Origin of the sequence: Flavobacterium succinicans (genome assembly GCF_001662485.1) — a bacterium.
In the GTDB taxonomy this organism is placed as follows: Bacteria; Bacteroidota; Bacteroidia; order Flavobacteriales; family Flavobacteriaceae; genus Flavobacterium; species Flavobacterium succinicans_A.
In genome coordinates this window covers 69,915-82,458 of the sequence record NZ_JMTM01000065.1, presented here as the reverse complement: position 1 = coordinate 82,458, position 12,544 = coordinate 69,915, and the positions used below count along the sequence as shown (strand labels likewise).

25 protein-coding genes are annotated in these 12,544 nt (G+C 34.3%); all 25 read left to right on the top strand.

Annotated features, from left to right (window positions below):
• The first annotated feature begins 3 nt into the window (after positions 1-3).
• The 25 genes from rpsS (at position 4) to carA (ending at position 12,505) form a co-directional block, all read left to right on the top strand.
• A complete protein-coding gene (rpsS, locus tag FLB_RS11900) occupies positions 4-282 on the top strand; it encodes a 30S ribosomal protein S19 (protein WP_024981511.1) in 279 nt (92 codons plus the stop codon).
• Positions 283-288: 6 nt separating this feature from the next.
• Complete coding sequence (gene rplV / locus FLB_RS11895; protein WP_024981512.1) at positions 289-702, top strand: 50S ribosomal protein L22; 414 nt, start codon at positions 289-291, stop codon at positions 700-702.
• A 5-nt stretch (positions 703-707) separates the two neighbouring features.
• On the top strand, positions 708-1,460 hold the full coding sequence (gene rpsC / locus FLB_RS11890) for a 30S ribosomal protein S3 (RefSeq protein ID WP_024981513.1): 753 nt from the start codon (positions 708-710) through the stop codon (positions 1,458-1,460).
• Between the two features lie 19 nt (positions 1,461-1,479).
• The gene (rplP, locus tag FLB_RS11885) at positions 1,480-1,905 is read left to right on the top strand and encodes a 50S ribosomal protein L16 (RefSeq protein ID WP_017495016.1); all 426 of its coding nucleotides are present in this window, start codon (positions 1,480-1,482) and stop codon (positions 1,903-1,905) included.
• Between the two features lie 11 nt (positions 1,906-1,916).
• Complete coding sequence (gene rpmC / locus FLB_RS11880; protein ID WP_031456038.1) at positions 1,917-2,108, top strand: 50S ribosomal protein L29; 192 nt, start codon at positions 1,917-1,919, stop codon at positions 2,106-2,108.
• A 17-nt stretch (positions 2,109-2,125) separates the two neighbouring features.
• Positions 2,126-2,383, top strand: a complete 258-nt coding sequence (gene rpsQ / locus FLB_RS11875) for a 30S ribosomal protein S17 (RefSeq protein ID WP_024981515.1) — start codon at positions 2,126-2,128, stop codon at positions 2,381-2,383.
• Positions 2,384-2,385: 2 nt separating this feature from the next.
• Complete coding sequence (gene rplN / locus FLB_RS11870) at positions 2,386-2,754, top strand: 50S ribosomal protein L14 (protein ID WP_007803649.1); 369 nt, start codon at positions 2,386-2,388, stop codon at positions 2,752-2,754.
• Between the two features lie 11 nt (positions 2,755-2,765).
• Positions 2,766-3,080 carry a 50S ribosomal protein L24 gene (gene rplX, locus FLB_RS11865; RefSeq protein WP_026727873.1) on the top strand — a complete coding sequence of 105 codons (315 nt, stop codon included), beginning with the start codon at positions 2,766-2,768 and terminating at the stop codon, positions 3,078-3,080.
• Between the two features lie 2 nt (positions 3,081-3,082).
• Positions 3,083-3,634 carry a 50S ribosomal protein L5 gene (rplE, locus tag FLB_RS11860; protein ID WP_064716178.1) on the top strand — a complete coding sequence of 184 codons (552 nt, stop codon included), beginning with the start codon at positions 3,083-3,085 and terminating at the stop codon, positions 3,632-3,634.
• Positions 3,635-3,637: 3 nt separating this feature from the next.
• Positions 3,638-3,907: a 30S ribosomal protein S14 gene (gene rpsN / locus FLB_RS11855; RefSeq protein WP_026707007.1), complete on the top strand. Its 270-nt coding sequence runs from the start codon at positions 3,638-3,640 to the stop codon at positions 3,905-3,907.
• A gap of 101 nt (positions 3,908-4,008) precedes the next feature.
• Positions 4,009-4,407 (top strand): 30S ribosomal protein S8, encoded by a 399-nt coding sequence (rpsH, locus tag FLB_RS11850; RefSeq protein ID WP_064716177.1) that lies wholly within the window; start codon positions 4,009-4,011, stop codon positions 4,405-4,407.
• 19 nt (positions 4,408-4,426) lie between these two features.
• Positions 4,427-4,969 carry a 50S ribosomal protein L6 gene (rplF, locus tag FLB_RS11845; protein WP_064716176.1) on the top strand — a complete coding sequence of 181 codons (543 nt, stop codon included), beginning with the start codon at positions 4,427-4,429 and terminating at the stop codon, positions 4,967-4,969.
• 11 nt (positions 4,970-4,980) lie between these two features.
• Positions 4,981-5,331: a 50S ribosomal protein L18 gene (rplR, locus tag FLB_RS11840; RefSeq protein WP_064716175.1), complete on the top strand. Its 351-nt coding sequence runs from the start codon at positions 4,981-4,983 to the stop codon at positions 5,329-5,331.
• A 6-nt stretch (positions 5,332-5,337) separates the two neighbouring features.
• The gene (gene rpsE, locus FLB_RS11835) at positions 5,338-5,862 is read left to right on the top strand and encodes a 30S ribosomal protein S5 (RefSeq protein ID WP_064716174.1); all 525 of its coding nucleotides are present in this window, start codon (positions 5,338-5,340) and stop codon (positions 5,860-5,862) included.
• Positions 5,863-5,874: 12 nt separating this feature from the next.
• On the top strand, positions 5,875-6,057 hold the full coding sequence (gene rpmD / locus FLB_RS11830; protein WP_024981523.1) for a 50S ribosomal protein L30: 183 nt from the start codon (positions 5,875-5,877) through the stop codon (positions 6,055-6,057).
• A gap of 11 nt (positions 6,058-6,068) precedes the next feature.
• Positions 6,069-6,521 carry a 50S ribosomal protein L15 gene (gene rplO / locus FLB_RS11825; protein WP_064716173.1) on the top strand — a complete coding sequence of 151 codons (453 nt, stop codon included), beginning with the start codon at positions 6,069-6,071 and terminating at the stop codon, positions 6,519-6,521.
• Positions 6,522-6,534: 13 nt separating this feature from the next.
• Positions 6,535-7,881, top strand: a complete 1,347-nt coding sequence (gene secY, locus FLB_RS11820) for a preprotein translocase subunit SecY (protein WP_064716172.1) — start codon at positions 6,535-6,537, stop codon at positions 7,879-7,881.
• A gap of 4 nt (positions 7,882-7,885) precedes the next feature.
• Positions 7,886-8,101 (top strand): translation initiation factor IF-1, encoded by a 216-nt coding sequence (gene infA / locus FLB_RS11815; RefSeq protein ID WP_007136545.1) that lies wholly within the window; start codon positions 7,886-7,888, stop codon positions 8,099-8,101.
• An 11-nt stretch (positions 8,102-8,112) separates the two neighbouring features.
• Positions 8,113-8,229 (top strand): type B 50S ribosomal protein L36, encoded by a 117-nt coding sequence (gene ykgO, locus FLB_RS14145; protein ID WP_002987490.1) that lies wholly within the window; start codon positions 8,113-8,115, stop codon positions 8,227-8,229.
• Between the two features lie 2 nt (positions 8,230-8,231).
• Positions 8,232-8,606: a 30S ribosomal protein S13 gene (gene rpsM, locus FLB_RS11810; protein WP_064716171.1), complete on the top strand. Its 375-nt coding sequence runs from the start codon at positions 8,232-8,234 to the stop codon at positions 8,604-8,606.
• Between the two features lie 8 nt (positions 8,607-8,614).
• Positions 8,615-8,998: a 30S ribosomal protein S11 gene (gene rpsK, locus FLB_RS11805; RefSeq protein ID WP_024981527.1), complete on the top strand. Its 384-nt coding sequence runs from the start codon at positions 8,615-8,617 to the stop codon at positions 8,996-8,998.
• Between the two features lie 90 nt (positions 8,999-9,088).
• Complete coding sequence (gene rpsD, locus FLB_RS11800; protein ID WP_064716170.1) at positions 9,089-9,694, top strand: 30S ribosomal protein S4; 606 nt, start codon at positions 9,089-9,091, stop codon at positions 9,692-9,694.
• Between the two features lie 21 nt (positions 9,695-9,715).
• A complete protein-coding gene (locus FLB_RS11795; protein ID WP_064716169.1) occupies positions 9,716-10,708 on the top strand; it encodes a DNA-directed RNA polymerase subunit alpha in 993 nt (330 codons plus the stop codon).
• Positions 10,709-10,746: 38 nt separating this feature from the next.
• Positions 10,747-11,235 carry a 50S ribosomal protein L17 gene (gene rplQ, locus FLB_RS11790; protein WP_064716168.1) on the top strand — a complete coding sequence of 163 codons (489 nt, stop codon included), beginning with the start codon at positions 10,747-10,749 and terminating at the stop codon, positions 11,233-11,235.
• Positions 11,236-11,395: 160 nt separating this feature from the next.
• Positions 11,396-12,505, top strand: coding sequence for a glutamine-hydrolyzing carbamoyl-phosphate synthase small subunit (gene carA / locus FLB_RS11785; RefSeq protein ID WP_064716167.1), 1,110 nt, complete (start codon positions 11,396-11,398; stop codon positions 12,503-12,505).
• The last annotated feature ends 39 nt before the right edge of the window (positions 12,506-12,544 follow it).

Genomic DNA, 12,544 nt, shown 5'->3' with positions numbered 1-12,544 from the left:
GATATGGCACGTTCATTAAAAAAAGGACCTTTCGTTCATTATAAGTTAGAAAAGAAAGTTGAAGAAAACATCGCTGGTGGAAATAAAGGAGTAGTAAAGACTTGGTCTAGAGCTTCTATGATTACTCCTGACTTTGTTGGGCAAACTATCGCAGTTCATAACGGTCGTCAGTTTGTACCTGTTTACGTTACAGAAAACATGGTAGGACATAAATTAGGAGAATTTTCACCAACTAGATCTTTTAGAGGTCATGCTGGAGCAAAAAATAAAGGTAAAAAATAAGAAGCAATGGGAGTTCGTAAAAGAGAAACAGCAGATGCGAGAAAAGAGGCTAATAAGTCTATTGCTTTCGCGAAGTTAAATAACTGCCCTACTTCACCTAGAAAAATGCGCTTAGTAGCAGATCTAGTAAGAGGTCAGAAGGTAGAAAGAGCACTTAACATATTAAGATTCAGTTCTAAAGAAGCTTCAAGAAAATTAGAAAAACTATTATTATCTGCAATCAACAACTGGGAGCAAAAAAATAGTGAAGCTAGTTTAGAAGAAGCTGGTTTATTTGTTAAGGAAATCCGTGTAGATGGTGGAATGATGTTGAAAAGACTTCGTCCAGCTCCACAAGGAAGAGCACACAGAATAAGAAAACGTTCAAATCACGTGACAATCGTGTTGGGAGCTATCAATAACACACAAAGCAATTCTTAAGCAGCATGGGACAAAAGACAAATCCAATTGGAAATAGACTTGGTATCATCAGAGGATGGGACTCAAACTGGTATGGTGGAAATGATTACGGTGATAAATTAGCCGAAGATCACAAAATCAGAAAGTATGTTCATGCTCGTTTATCAAAAGCTAGTGTATCAAAAGTAATCATCGAGAGAACTTTGAAACTTGTAACCGTTACTATCACTACTGCTAGACCTGGTATCATTATCGGAAAAGGTGGACAAGAGGTAGACAAGTTAAAAGAAGAACTCAAGAAAATTACTGACAAAGAGGTTCAAATTAACATCTTTGAAATTAAAAGACCTGAACTTGACGCGTATCTAGTTGCTACAAGCATCTGTCGTCAAATTGAAAGCAGAATTTCTTACAGACGTGCCATTAAAATGGCCATCGCAGCCTCTATGCGTATGAATGCTGAAGGAATTAAAGTTTTAATCTCTGGTCGTTTGAATGGTGCTGAGATGGCACGTTCAGAAGGTTTCAAAGAAGGTAGAATTCCTCTATCAACTTTCAGAGCTGATATTGATTATGCACTTGCAGAAGCTCATACTACATATGGTAGAATGGGAATTAAAGTGTGGATCATGAAAGGTGAAGTTTACGGAAAGAGAGATCTTTCTCCGCTTGCTGGCATGGATAAAAAACAAGCTGGTGGTAAAGGAGGAGATTCATCTAGAGGAGACAGAAAGCCTTTCAACAAAGGTGGAAAACCAGACGCTCGTAAAAGAAAGTAAATTTTTAAACTAAAGAAAAATGTTACAGCCTAAAAGAACAAAGTATCGTAAGGTACAAAAGGGTAAAATGAAAGGGAATTCTCAAAGAGGACATGAACTTTCAAATGGAATGTTTGGTATTAAATCTGTACATGAAGATGGAATGTTCTTAACCTCTCGTCAAATCGAAGCTGCACGTATCGCTGCAACTCGTTATATGAAAAGAGAAGGACAATTATGGATTAAAATATTCCCAGACAAACCAATCACTAAGAAACCTCTTGAGGTACGTATGGGTAAAGGTAAAGGTGCCGTAGAATATTGGGCAGCTGTAGTTAAACCCGGAAGAATCATGTTCGAAGTTGGAGGAGTTCCTTTGTCAGTTGCTAAAGAGGCGTTACGTCTAGCAGCTCAAAAGCTTCCAGTGAAAACTAAATTCGTTGTTGCAAGAGATTTCGAAGCATAATCTATATTATTATGAAACAATCAGAAATAAAAGATCTTTCTGCAGCCGAGTTGCAAGAAAAACTAAGTCAAACTAAAAAGGTTTATGCCGATTTAAAAATGGCTCACGCTATTTCTCCGATCGAAAATCCACTTCAAATTAGAAGTGTGCGTAGAACGGTTGCTAGATTAGCTACAGAACTTACTAAAAGAGAGTTACAATAATTGTAATCTGCTGAAAGATGGAAAAAAGAAATTTAAGAAAAGAAAGAATTGGTGTGGTTACTTCAAACAAAATGGATAAGTCTATTGTTGTTGCTCAAGTAACTAAAGTAAAGCACCCATTATACGGTAAGTTCGTGTTGAAAACAAAGAAATTTGTGGCACACGACGAAACAAACGACTGTAACATTGGAGATACTGTAAGAATTAGCGAAACGCGTCCTTTGAGTAAATCAAAATGTTGGAGATTAGTTGAAATCTTAGAAAGAGCTAAATAATTATGGTACAACAAGAATCAAGACTAAAAGTAGCAGATAACACAGGAGCTAAAGAAGTTTTAACTATCCGTGTTTTAGGAGGTACCAAAAGAAGGTATGCCTCTGTTGGTGACAAGATTGTAGTTTCTATCAAAGATGCAACTCCAAACGGAAACGTAAAAAAAGGAGCTGTTTCAACTGCAGTGGTTGTACGTACCAAAAAAGAAGTAAGAAGAGCCGATGGTTCATACATCAGATTTGATGACAATGCATGTGTGTTGTTAAACGCAGCTGGTGAAATGAGAGGAACTCGTGTTTTTGGTCCGGTAGCAAGAGAACTTCGTGAAAAACAATTCATGAAAATTGTATCATTAGCACCAGAAGTGCTTTAATTCGTTATAAGATGATAAAGCTAAAAATAAAATCAGGAGATATCGTAAGAGTAATTGCTGGAGACCATAAAGGTGCGGAAGGTAAAGTATTACGTGTTTACCGTGAGAAAAACAAAGCGATTGTTGAAGGTGTAAACATGGTTTCTAAACACACGAAGCCAAGTGCTAAAAACCCTCAAGGTGGTATTGTAAAAAAGGAAGCTTCTATACAAATTTCTAACATTGCTCTTATAGATCCTAAAACTAAGGAAACTACAAGAGTAGGTATTAGAGTAGAAGGAGATAAGAAAGTAAGATTTTCAAAAAAATCTAATCAAGTACTATAGTAATGGCATATATACCTAGACTAAAAGAAGAATATAAGAGCAGAGTTATTGCTGCTCTTAAAGAAGAGTTCGGTTACTCAAATATAATGGAAGTTCCAAAATTGGAAAAAATTGTTTTGAGTAAGGGAGTTGGTGCAGCAGTATCTGATAAAAAACTAATTGACTATGCAGTTGAGGAGTTGACTAAGATTACTGGACAAAAAGCAGTAGCTACTATTTCTAAGAAAGACGTTGCGTCTTTTAAACTTAGAAAAGGGATGCCTATTGGTGCAAAAGTGACTTTACGTGGAGAAAGAATGTATGAGTTTTTAGATAGACTTATTACTTCATCTTTACCTCGTGTAAGAGACTTCAGTGGTATTAAATCTACAGGTTTTGACGGAAGAGGAAATTATAACTTAGGAGTTTTAGAACAAATCATTTTCCCAGAAATTGATATTGATAAAGTAAACAAAATATCTGGTATGGATATTTCCTTTGTTACTTCTGCAAAAACAGATAAAGAAGCAAAGTCATTGTTGGCTGAATTAGGTTTACCTTTTAAAAAGAATTAAGATATGGCTAAAGAATCAATGAAAGCCCGTGAGGTGAAAAGAGAAAAAACGGTAGCTAAGTATGCTGAGAAAAGAAAAGCTTTGTTAGAAGCTGGAGATTTCGTAGGTTTGCAAAAATTACCGAAAAATGCTTCACCAGTTCGTTTGCACAATCGTTGTAAATTGACAGGTAGACCAAGAGGATATATGCGTCAATTCGGTATTTCACGTGTTACATTCCGTGAAATGGCTAACAATGGATTGATACCAGGTGTTAAAAAAGCATCTTGGTAGAAAATAATATTCAGACGTGAGTAATCACGTCTGTTTTTTCACATTTATAAACTGGTTTCAGGTTCGAATAGTTCGAAAACCGTTACCGCAAATTAATACATATGTATACAGATCCAATTGCAGATTATTTGACGAGAGTTAGAAACGCTGTGGCTGCAAACCACAAAGTTGTTGAAATTCCGGCTTCTAATCTAAAAAAAGAAATAACTAAGATCTTATTCGATCAAGGTTACATCTTAAGTTACAAATTTGAGAACAACACCGTTCAGGGTTCTATCAAAATTGCTTTGAAGTACGATAAAGTTACTAAAGAGCCTGTAATTAAAGATATCCAAAGAATTAGTAAACCAGGTTTACGTAAATACGCAGGTGCTTCTAAATTGCCTAGAATCCTTAATGGATTGGGGATTGCTATTGTTTCTACATCAAAAGGTTTGATGACAGGAAAACAAGCTAAGCAATTGAATGTTGGAGGAGAAGTAATTTGTTACGTATACTAATTTTTAAAGACTAGATAAGATGTCAAGAATAGGTAAAAGTCCAATTGTAATCCCTGCCGGAGTAACTGTTGAAGTTAAAGATGGTATTATTACTGTAAAAGGAAAAAATGGTCAACTAACACAGGAATTCTCAGATGTTACTGTAAAAGTTGAAGACGGTCAAGTTACAATTGAAAGATCGTCTGATCACAAAGACCAAAGAGCAAAGCACGGTTTGTACCGTTCTTTAATCAATAATATGATTGTTGGTGTAAGTGAAGGTTTTACTAAATCTTTAGAATTGGTTGGAGTAGGTTATAGAGCTTCAAATCAAGGACAAAAACTAGATTTAGCTTTAGGTTTTTCTCACAATATTATTTTAGAAATTGCTCCAGAGGTGACTTTGGAAACTATTTCTGAAAAAGGAAAGAACCCAATTGTTAAGTTAACTTCTTTTGATAAACAACTTTTAGGACAAGTTGCTGCCAAAATTAGAGGTTTCCGTAAACCAGAGCCTTACAAAGGTAAAGGGGTTAAATTTGTAGGTGAAGTATTAAGAAGAAAAGCAGGTAAATCAGCTTAAAAAATAAGATTATGTCATTAACAAAACCTGAAAGAAGACAGAGAATTAGATTCAGAATTAGAAAAACGATTAGTGGTTCAGCTACTAAACCGAGACTATCTGTTTTTAGAAGTAACAAAGAAATTTATGCTCAATTAATTGATGACGTAAATGGTGTTACTTTGTTAGCTGCCTCTTCAAGAGAAAAAGAAATAGGAAAAGGTACGAATATTGAAGTTGCAACTGCAGTTGGTAAATTAGTTGCAGAGAAAGCTTTGAAAGCTGGTATTGAAACAGTAACTTTCGACAGAGGAGGTTATTTATATCATGGTCGTATTAAATCATTAGCAGAAGGCGCAAGAGCGGCTGGGCTTAAATTCTAATATAGTATGTCTAATAAGTACAAGAATATAGAGTTAGTAAAACCAAGTGGTCTTGAATTAAAAGATCGTTTGGTAAGTGTAAATCGTGTTACTAAAGTTACAAAAGGTGGTAGAGCTTTCGGTTTTTCTGCTATTGTAGTTGTAGGTGATGAAAACGGTGTAGTTGGGCACGGATTAGGTAAATCTAAAGATGTTTCTGAAGCTATTGCTAAAGCAGTAGAAGATGCTAAGAAAAATTTAGTTAGAATTCCTTTGAATGGTCAATCTGTTCCTCACGAACAAAAAGGTAAATTTGGTGGTGCACGTGTATTTTTAATTCCTGCCTCTCATGGTACTGGAGTTATTGCTGGTGGAGCTGTTCGTTCAGTTCTTGAGTCAGTAGGTATTCACGATGTATTATCAAAATCTCAAGGATCATCTAATCCTCATAATGTGGTTAAAGCAACTTTTGACGCTTTATTACAAATGAGAAGCGCTCATACTGTTGCAAGACAAAGAGGGGTTTCATTAGAGAAAGTTTTTAAAGGTTAATTCAAGGAAATTATGGCTAAATTATTAGTAAAACAAGTACGTAGTAAAATCAACTGTCCTCTTACTCAAAAAAGAGGTTTAGAGGCTTTAGGTTTACGTAAAATGGGACAAGTTGTAGAGCATGATTCAAATCCTGCTATCCTTGGGATGATAAATAAAGTTAAACACTTAGTTTCTGTTGAAGAAATTAAATAACAAATACTGGTATGAATTTAAGTAATTTACAACCTGCTGAGGGTTCTACACACAATCAAAATAAACGATTAGGTAGAGGAGAAGGTTCTGGTAAAGGTGGTACTTCTGCAAGAGGTCACAAAGGAGCTAAATCTCGTTCTGGTTATTCTAAAAAGATTGGTTTTGAAGGTGGACAAATGCCCCTTCAAAGACGTGTTCCTAAGTTTGGTTTCACAAACATCAATCGTAAAGAATACGAAGGTGTTAATTTAGATACCCTTCAATTATTGGTTGATAATGGTGTTGTAACCGATACTGTTGATATGACAGTTTTTGTTGCAAACCGTTTGGCTACAAAAAATGAAATCGTTAAGATTTTAGGAAGAGGAGAATTGAAAGCGAAATTAAAGGTATCTGCTCACAAATTTACTGCTACTGCAAAAGCTGCTATCGAAGCTGCTGGAGGCGAAGCGGTAACATTATAATTTTTCAACTAATATGAAGAAATTTTTTGAATCATTAAGTAATGTTTGGAAGATTGAGGAACTAAAAAATAGAATTCTTATTACATTAGGACTTCTTTTAGTTTATCGTTTTGGTGCACACGTTACATTACCGGGAATTGATGCTACTCAATTAACAGGTTTAGCTGGTCAAACTAAAGAGGGTATCGGTTCGATATTGGATATGTTTACTGGTGGTGCATTTTCTAAAGCGTCGGTTTTTGCTTTAGGTATCATGCCTTACATTTCAGCTTCTATTGTAGTTCAGTTGATGGGAATTGCGATTCCCTATTTACAAAAATTGCAAAGTGATGGTGAAAGTGGCAGAAAGAAGATCAACCAGATTACTCGTTGGTTAACTATTGGGATTACTTTAGTTCAAGGTCCAACTTATATCTACAATCTTTACAGAACATTACCAAGTAGTGCCTTTTTGTTAGGTTTTAATTCTTTTGAATTCTTATTTTCTTCAGTTGTTATTCTGGTAACAGGAACAATTTTTGCAATGTGGTTAGGTGAAAAAATCACCGATAAAGGGATTGGAAATGGTATATCACTGTTAATAATGGTAGGTATCTTAGCTAGATTCCCACAGGCCTTTATTCAAGAGTTTACTACAAGGGTGACTAACAATAATGGTGGACCAATGTTATTGGTTATCGAAATTATTATTTGGTTGTTGGTAATTATTTCTTGTGTATTACTTGTAATGGCAGTTAGAAAAATACCTGTACAATATGCACGTCGTACGACTTCAGGTGATTTCGAACAAGATATGATGGGTGGAAATAGACAATGGATTCCTTTGAAGCTAAATGCTTCTGGTGTTATGCCAATTATCTTTGCGCAAGCAATTATGTTTATTCCTGCAGCTGTAGCTGGTTTATCGAAGTCAGAAACTTCTCAAACAATTGTTAGTGCTTTTAGTAATATTTTTGGTTTTTGGTATAATTTTGTATTTGCTAGCTTAATAGTTATCTTTACATTCTTTTACACTGCAATCACTGTGCCTACTAATAAGATGTCTGATGATTTGAAAAGAAGCGGAGGTTTTATACCAGGTGTTAGACCGGGTGCAGAAACATCTGATTATCTTGATAAAGTGATGTCTTTAATTACTTTTCCAGGGTCATTATTTCTTGCTTTAATCGCTGTGTTCCCAGCTATTGTCGTAAGTATTATGGATGTGCAGCAATCTTGGGCAATGTTTTTTGGAGGTACTTCATTAATCATTATGGTTGGTGTTGCTATAGACACAATGCAGCAAATTAATTCATATCTGTTGAATAAACATTATGATGGTTTGATGAAAAGTGGTAAAAATAGAAAAGCAGTAGCTTAATTTTATGGCAAAACAATCAGCAATAGAACAAGACGGATCAATTATTGAGGCATTATCCAATGCTATGTTCCGTGTAGAATTAGAAAATGGACATATTGTAATTGCTCATATTTCTGGTAAAATGCGTATGCATTATATCAAATTATTACCTGGTGATAAAGTGAAATTAGAAATGAGCCCTTACGATTTGTCTAAAGCAAGAATTACTTATAGATATTAAAGATATTCAAAATGAAAGTAAGAGCATCAGTTAAAAAAAGAAGCGCCGAGTGCATTATTGTACGTAGAAAAGGCAGATTATACGTAATCAACAAAAAGAATCCTAGATTTAAACAAAGACAAGGATAATTATGGCAAGAATAGCAGGGGTAGATATCCCAAAAAACAAGAGAGGTGTAATAGCACTTACCTACATCTTCGGATTAGGAAAAAGTAGAGCAATTGAGATTTTAGAGAAAGCTCAAGTAAGCCAAGATAAAAAAGTTCAAGATTGGAATGATGATGAAATCGGAGCAATTCGTGAAGCGGTTTCAGCCTTCAAAATTGAAGGAGAATTACGTTCTGAGGTTTCTTTAAACATCAAGCGTTTGATGGATATTGGTTGTTACAGAGGTATTCGTCATAGATCTGGTCTTCCATTGAGAGGACAAAGAACTAAAAATAACTCTAGAACTAGAAAAGGTAAAAGAAAAACTGTTGCTAACAAGAAAAAAGCAACTAAATAATAAGTAATATGGCTAAAGCAACTGCAAAAAAACGTAAAGTTATCGTTGAATCAACGGGTGAGGCTCATATTTCTGCTACCTTCAATAACATCATCATTTCGTTAACAAACAAAAAAGGTGAAGTTATTTCTTGGTCTTCAGCTGGTAAAATGGGTTTTAGAGGTTCAAAAAAGAACACTCCATATGCAGCTCAAATGGCAGCAGAAGATTGTAGTAAAGTAGCTCTTGAGGCTGGACTTAAAAAAGTGAAAGTTTATGTAAAAGGACCAGGAAACGGACGTGAGTCTGCTATCCGTTCATTACATAATGGTGGAATTGAAGTTACTGAAATTATCGATGTTACTCCAATGCCACATAATGGATGTCGTCCTCCTAAAAGACGTAGAGTTTAATACTCAAAAAATTATAGTATAACCTAGATAGAATATAGATTATCGAAGGATAAGACCTGAATTCATAATCTCTATCTTAAACAATTTAAAATGGCAAGATATACTGGTCCAAGCACAAGAATCGCACGTAAATTCGGCGAAGCAATTTTCGGAGACGATAAAGCTTTCGAAAAAAGAAATTACCCTCCTGGACAACACGGGATGGCTAAAAAAAGAGGAAAAAAATCTGAGTATGCTGTTCAGTTGATGGAAAAGCAAAAAGCTAAATATTCTTATGGAATTTTAGAAAAACAATTCAGAAATTTATTTGAAAAAGCATCAGCTACTAAAGGTGTTACTGGTGAAGTTTTATTACAATTGTGCGAATCAAGATTAGACAATGTTGTTTTTAGAATGGGGATTGCTCCATCTAGAAGAGGGGCGCGTCAAATCGTATCTCACAGACACATTACTGTTAACGGTGAAGTGGTTAATATTCCTTCTTACCACCTTAAACCTGGTGATAAAGTTGCTGTTCGTGAAAAGTCTAAATCATTAGAAGCTATCGAGCGATCTTTGTCTAATTCAAGTCATGTTTATGAATGGATTACTTGGAATAATGATCTAAAGGAAGGAACTTTTGTTTCTGTACCTGCAAGACTTCAGATTCCTGAAAACATTAAAGAACAATTAATCGTAGAGTTGTACAACAAATAATAATTGACTTAGTCGAAATTTATGGCAATATTTAATTTTCAGAAGCCCGATAAAGTTATCATGATCGATTCAACCGATTTTGAAGGTAAATTTGAATTTAGACCTTTAGAACCTGGGTACGGATTGACCGTTGGTAATGCACTTAGAAGAGTTTTGCTTTCAGCATTAGAAGGATATGCAATAACATCTGTTCGTATCGAAGGTGTAGATCATGAGTTTTCCACTATTTCAGGAGTTGTTGAAGATGTTACCGAAATTATTTTAAATCTTAAGCAAGTACGTTTTAAACGTCAAATTGAAGATATAGATAATGAATCAGTTACTATTTCTGTTTCTGGTAAAGATCAATTAACAGCTGGTGATTTTCAAAAATTTATTTCAGGTTTCCAAGTTTTAAATCCAGAACTTGTGATCTGTAATTTAGACAGTAAAATCAAATTAAGTTTTGATTTAACTATTGAAAAAGGTAGAGGATATGTTCCTGCAGAGGAGAACAAAAAACAGAATGCTGCAATTGGTACTATTTTTACAGATTCAATTTTTACTCCAGTAAAAAATGTAAAATATGCTATTGAAAACTTCCGTGTTGAGCAAAAAACAGATTATGAAAAATTAGTTTTTGAAATTAAAACTGATGGTTCAATCAATCCAAAAGATGCTCTTACTGAAGCTGCAAAAGTTTTAATTCACCATTTCATGTTGTTTTCTGATGAAAGAATTACACTTGAGGCTGACGAAATTGCACAAACGGAGTCTTATGATGAAGAATCATTACATATGAGACAATTGCTTAAAACTAAGCTTGTTGATATGGACTTGTCTGTTAGAGCTTTAAATTGTTTGAAAGCGGCTGAAGTTGATACACTTGGTGATTTAGTATCTTTTAATAAAAATGACTTAATGAAGTTCCGTAATTTCGGTAAAAAATCTTTGACTGAACTAGATGAATTAGTAGCAGTTAAGAATCTTACTTTTGGAATGGATTTAACAAAATACAAACTAGATAAAGAATAATCTAATCCACCTAAAGGTGTGATTAAATTCATAAAGCAATGAGACACGGAAAAAAAAATAATCACTTAAGCAGACAGACTGCACATAGAAAATCTATGCTAGCTAATATGGCTTGTTCTCTTATTGAGCACAAACGTATTAATACTACTGTTGCTAAGGCCAAAGCGCTTAAACAATTTGTTGAGCCGCTTATAACAAAATCTAAAGCTGATACAACTCACAATCGTCGTATCGTTTTCTCTTATTTACGTAGTAAATATGCTGTAACTGATTTATTCAGAGATGTTGCTGCAAAAGTTGGAGACCGTCCTGGTGGATATACTCGTATTATTAAAGTTGGAAATCGTTTAGGAGATAATGCTGATATGGCAATGATCGAACTAGTTGATTTTAACGAACTTTATAACGGAGGTAAAAAAGAAGTTAAAAAAGCAAAAAGCCGTCGTGGTGGTAAAGCTAAAAAATCAGAAGAAGCTACTGAGGCTCCTGCTGAGAGTGCTGAACCAACTGCAGAGGCTGCTGAATAATTATGAAAATAATCATTCGATAAAGAAAATGAGGATAAGCTATTTATAGTTTATCCTTTTTTTTTGATTCTTAATTTGATACATTTTTTATTTACTTATTGTTGATTTAAATTGTTTCGCCTTCTTTTAAATTTTAAATTTGCAAAATTTTTTACTACATATGAAATATACAACTAGACAACAAGCTTTACTTTTACTTAGTGATGGAACAATTTTTTACGGAAAATCAATTGGTATTAGCGGAGTCGCTTTTGGTGAGGTTTGTTTTAATACAGGAATGACCGGATATCAAGAGATCTTTACTGATCCATCTTATTTTGGTCAATTAATGGTAGCTACTAATGCACACATAGGAAATTATGGTGTTAATGATAAAGAGGTTGAGTCAGATACTATCAAAATTTCTGGTTTAATCTGTAAAAATTTTAGCTTTAATTATTCAAGACCAGATGCTAAGGAAAGCCTTGAGGCTTACTTTGAACAGCAAAATTTAATTGGCATCTCAGATGTTGATACTAGAGCACTTGTAGCTTATATTAGAGAGAATGGTGCTATGAATGCAGTTATTTGTACTGATGGTACCCCTATTGAAGAATTAAAAGTTGCATTGTCTAAAGTTCCAGATATGAAGGGACTAGAGTTGGCTTCACAAGTGTCAACAAAAACTACTTATTTCTATGGTGATGAAAACGCCAAATATAAAATCGCGGCATTAGATTTGGGTATAAAAACTAATATTTTACGAAATTTAGCAAAAAGAGATTGTTATATTAAAGTGTATCCCTATGATGCTTCTTATGATGAATTAGCTTCTTTTAACCCAGATGGCTTCTTTTTGTCAAATGGTCCTGGGGATCCAGATCCGCTGCATGGTGCTATTGCTGTTGCCAAACAAATAATTGAAAAAGATAAACCTTTGTTCGGTATTTGCTTAGGACATCAAGTAATTGCTCTCGCTAACGGGATTTCTACTTACAAAATGTTTAACGGGCATCGTGGTATTAATCATCCTGTTACTAATTTAATTAGTGGTAAAGGTGAGATTACATCACAAAATCATGGTTTTGCAGTAAACAAAGAAGAATTAGAACAACATCCTGATATGGAAATTACACATTTACACTTAAATGATTTAACTGTTGCGGGTATGAGAATGAAAAATAAAAATTGCTTTTCTGTTCAGTATCATCCTGAAGCCAGTCCAGGGCCTCATGATTCTTCTTATCTGTTTGATCAGTTTATTGAGAATATTGCAAAAGCGAAAAGCTAAAACGTTATCGTTAATAAATTATAGAATATAGTCTATTCT

Excerpts from the sequence above, each read along its gene's own strand:
- rpsH (WP_064716177.1), top strand. The coding sequence starts at position 4,009 with ATGTATACAGATCCAATTGCAGATTATTTGACGAGAGTTAGAAACGCT.
- rplO (WP_064716173.1), top strand. The coding sequence starts at position 6,069 with ATGAATTTAAGTAATTTACAACCTGCTGAGGGTTCTACACACAATCAA.
- rplE (WP_064716178.1), top strand. The coding sequence starts at position 3,083 with ATGGCATATATACCTAGACTAAAAGAAGAATATAAGAGCAGAGTTATT.
- rpsC (WP_024981513.1), top strand. The coding sequence starts at position 708 with ATGGGACAAAAGACAAATCCAATTGGAAATAGACTTGGTATCATCAGA.
- rplR (WP_064716175.1), top strand. The coding sequence starts at position 4,981 with ATGTCATTAACAAAACCTGAAAGAAGACAGAGAATTAGATTCAGAATT.
- rplX (WP_026727873.1), top strand. The coding sequence starts at position 2,766 with ATGATAAAGCTAAAAATAAAATCAGGAGATATCGTAAGAGTAATTGCT.
- rpsM (WP_064716171.1), top strand. The coding sequence starts at position 8,232 with ATGGCAAGAATAGCAGGGGTAGATATCCCAAAAAACAAGAGAGGTGTA.
- rpmC (WP_031456038.1), top strand. The coding sequence starts at position 1,917 with ATGAAACAATCAGAAATAAAAGATCTTTCTGCAGCCGAGTTGCAAGAA.
- rplF (WP_064716176.1), top strand. The coding sequence starts at position 4,427 with ATGTCAAGAATAGGTAAAAGTCCAATTGTAATCCCTGCCGGAGTAACT.
- rpmD (WP_024981523.1), top strand. The coding sequence starts at position 5,875 with ATGGCTAAATTATTAGTAAAACAAGTACGTAGTAAAATCAACTGTCCT.
- FLB_RS11795 (WP_064716169.1), top strand. The coding sequence starts at position 9,716 with ATGGCAATATTTAATTTTCAGAAGCCCGATAAAGTTATCATGATCGAT.
- rpsQ (WP_024981515.1), top strand. The coding sequence starts at position 2,126 with ATGGAAAAAAGAAATTTAAGAAAAGAAAGAATTGGTGTGGTTACTTCA.
- carA (WP_064716167.1), top strand. The coding sequence starts at position 11,396 with ATGAAATATACAACTAGACAACAAGCTTTACTTTTACTTAGTGATGGA.
- ykgO (WP_002987490.1), top strand. The coding sequence starts at position 8,113 with ATGAAAGTAAGAGCATCAGTTAAAAAAAGAAGCGCCGAGTGCATTATT.
- rpsE (WP_064716174.1), top strand. The coding sequence starts at position 5,338 with ATGTCTAATAAGTACAAGAATATAGAGTTAGTAAAACCAAGTGGTCTT.
- rpsN (WP_026707007.1), top strand. The coding sequence starts at position 3,638 with ATGGCTAAAGAATCAATGAAAGCCCGTGAGGTGAAAAGAGAAAAAACG.
- rplV (WP_024981512.1), top strand. The coding sequence starts at position 289 with ATGGGAGTTCGTAAAAGAGAAACAGCAGATGCGAGAAAAGAGGCTAAT.
- rplQ (WP_064716168.1), top strand. The coding sequence starts at position 10,747 with ATGAGACACGGAAAAAAAAATAATCACTTAAGCAGACAGACTGCACAT.
- rplN (WP_007803649.1), top strand. The coding sequence starts at position 2,386 with ATGGTACAACAAGAATCAAGACTAAAAGTAGCAGATAACACAGGAGCT.
- rpsS (WP_024981511.1), top strand. The coding sequence starts at position 4 with ATGGCACGTTCATTAAAAAAAGGACCTTTCGTTCATTATAAGTTAGAA.
- rplP (WP_017495016.1), top strand. The coding sequence starts at position 1,480 with ATGTTACAGCCTAAAAGAACAAAGTATCGTAAGGTACAAAAGGGTAAA.
- secY (WP_064716172.1), top strand. The coding sequence starts at position 6,535 with ATGAAGAAATTTTTTGAATCATTAAGTAATGTTTGGAAGATTGAGGAA.
- rpsD (WP_064716170.1), top strand. The coding sequence starts at position 9,089 with ATGGCAAGATATACTGGTCCAAGCACAAGAATCGCACGTAAATTCGGC.
- infA (WP_007136545.1), top strand. The coding sequence starts at position 7,886 with ATGGCAAAACAATCAGCAATAGAACAAGACGGATCAATTATTGAGGCA.
- rpsK (WP_024981527.1), top strand. The coding sequence starts at position 8,615 with ATGGCTAAAGCAACTGCAAAAAAACGTAAAGTTATCGTTGAATCAACG.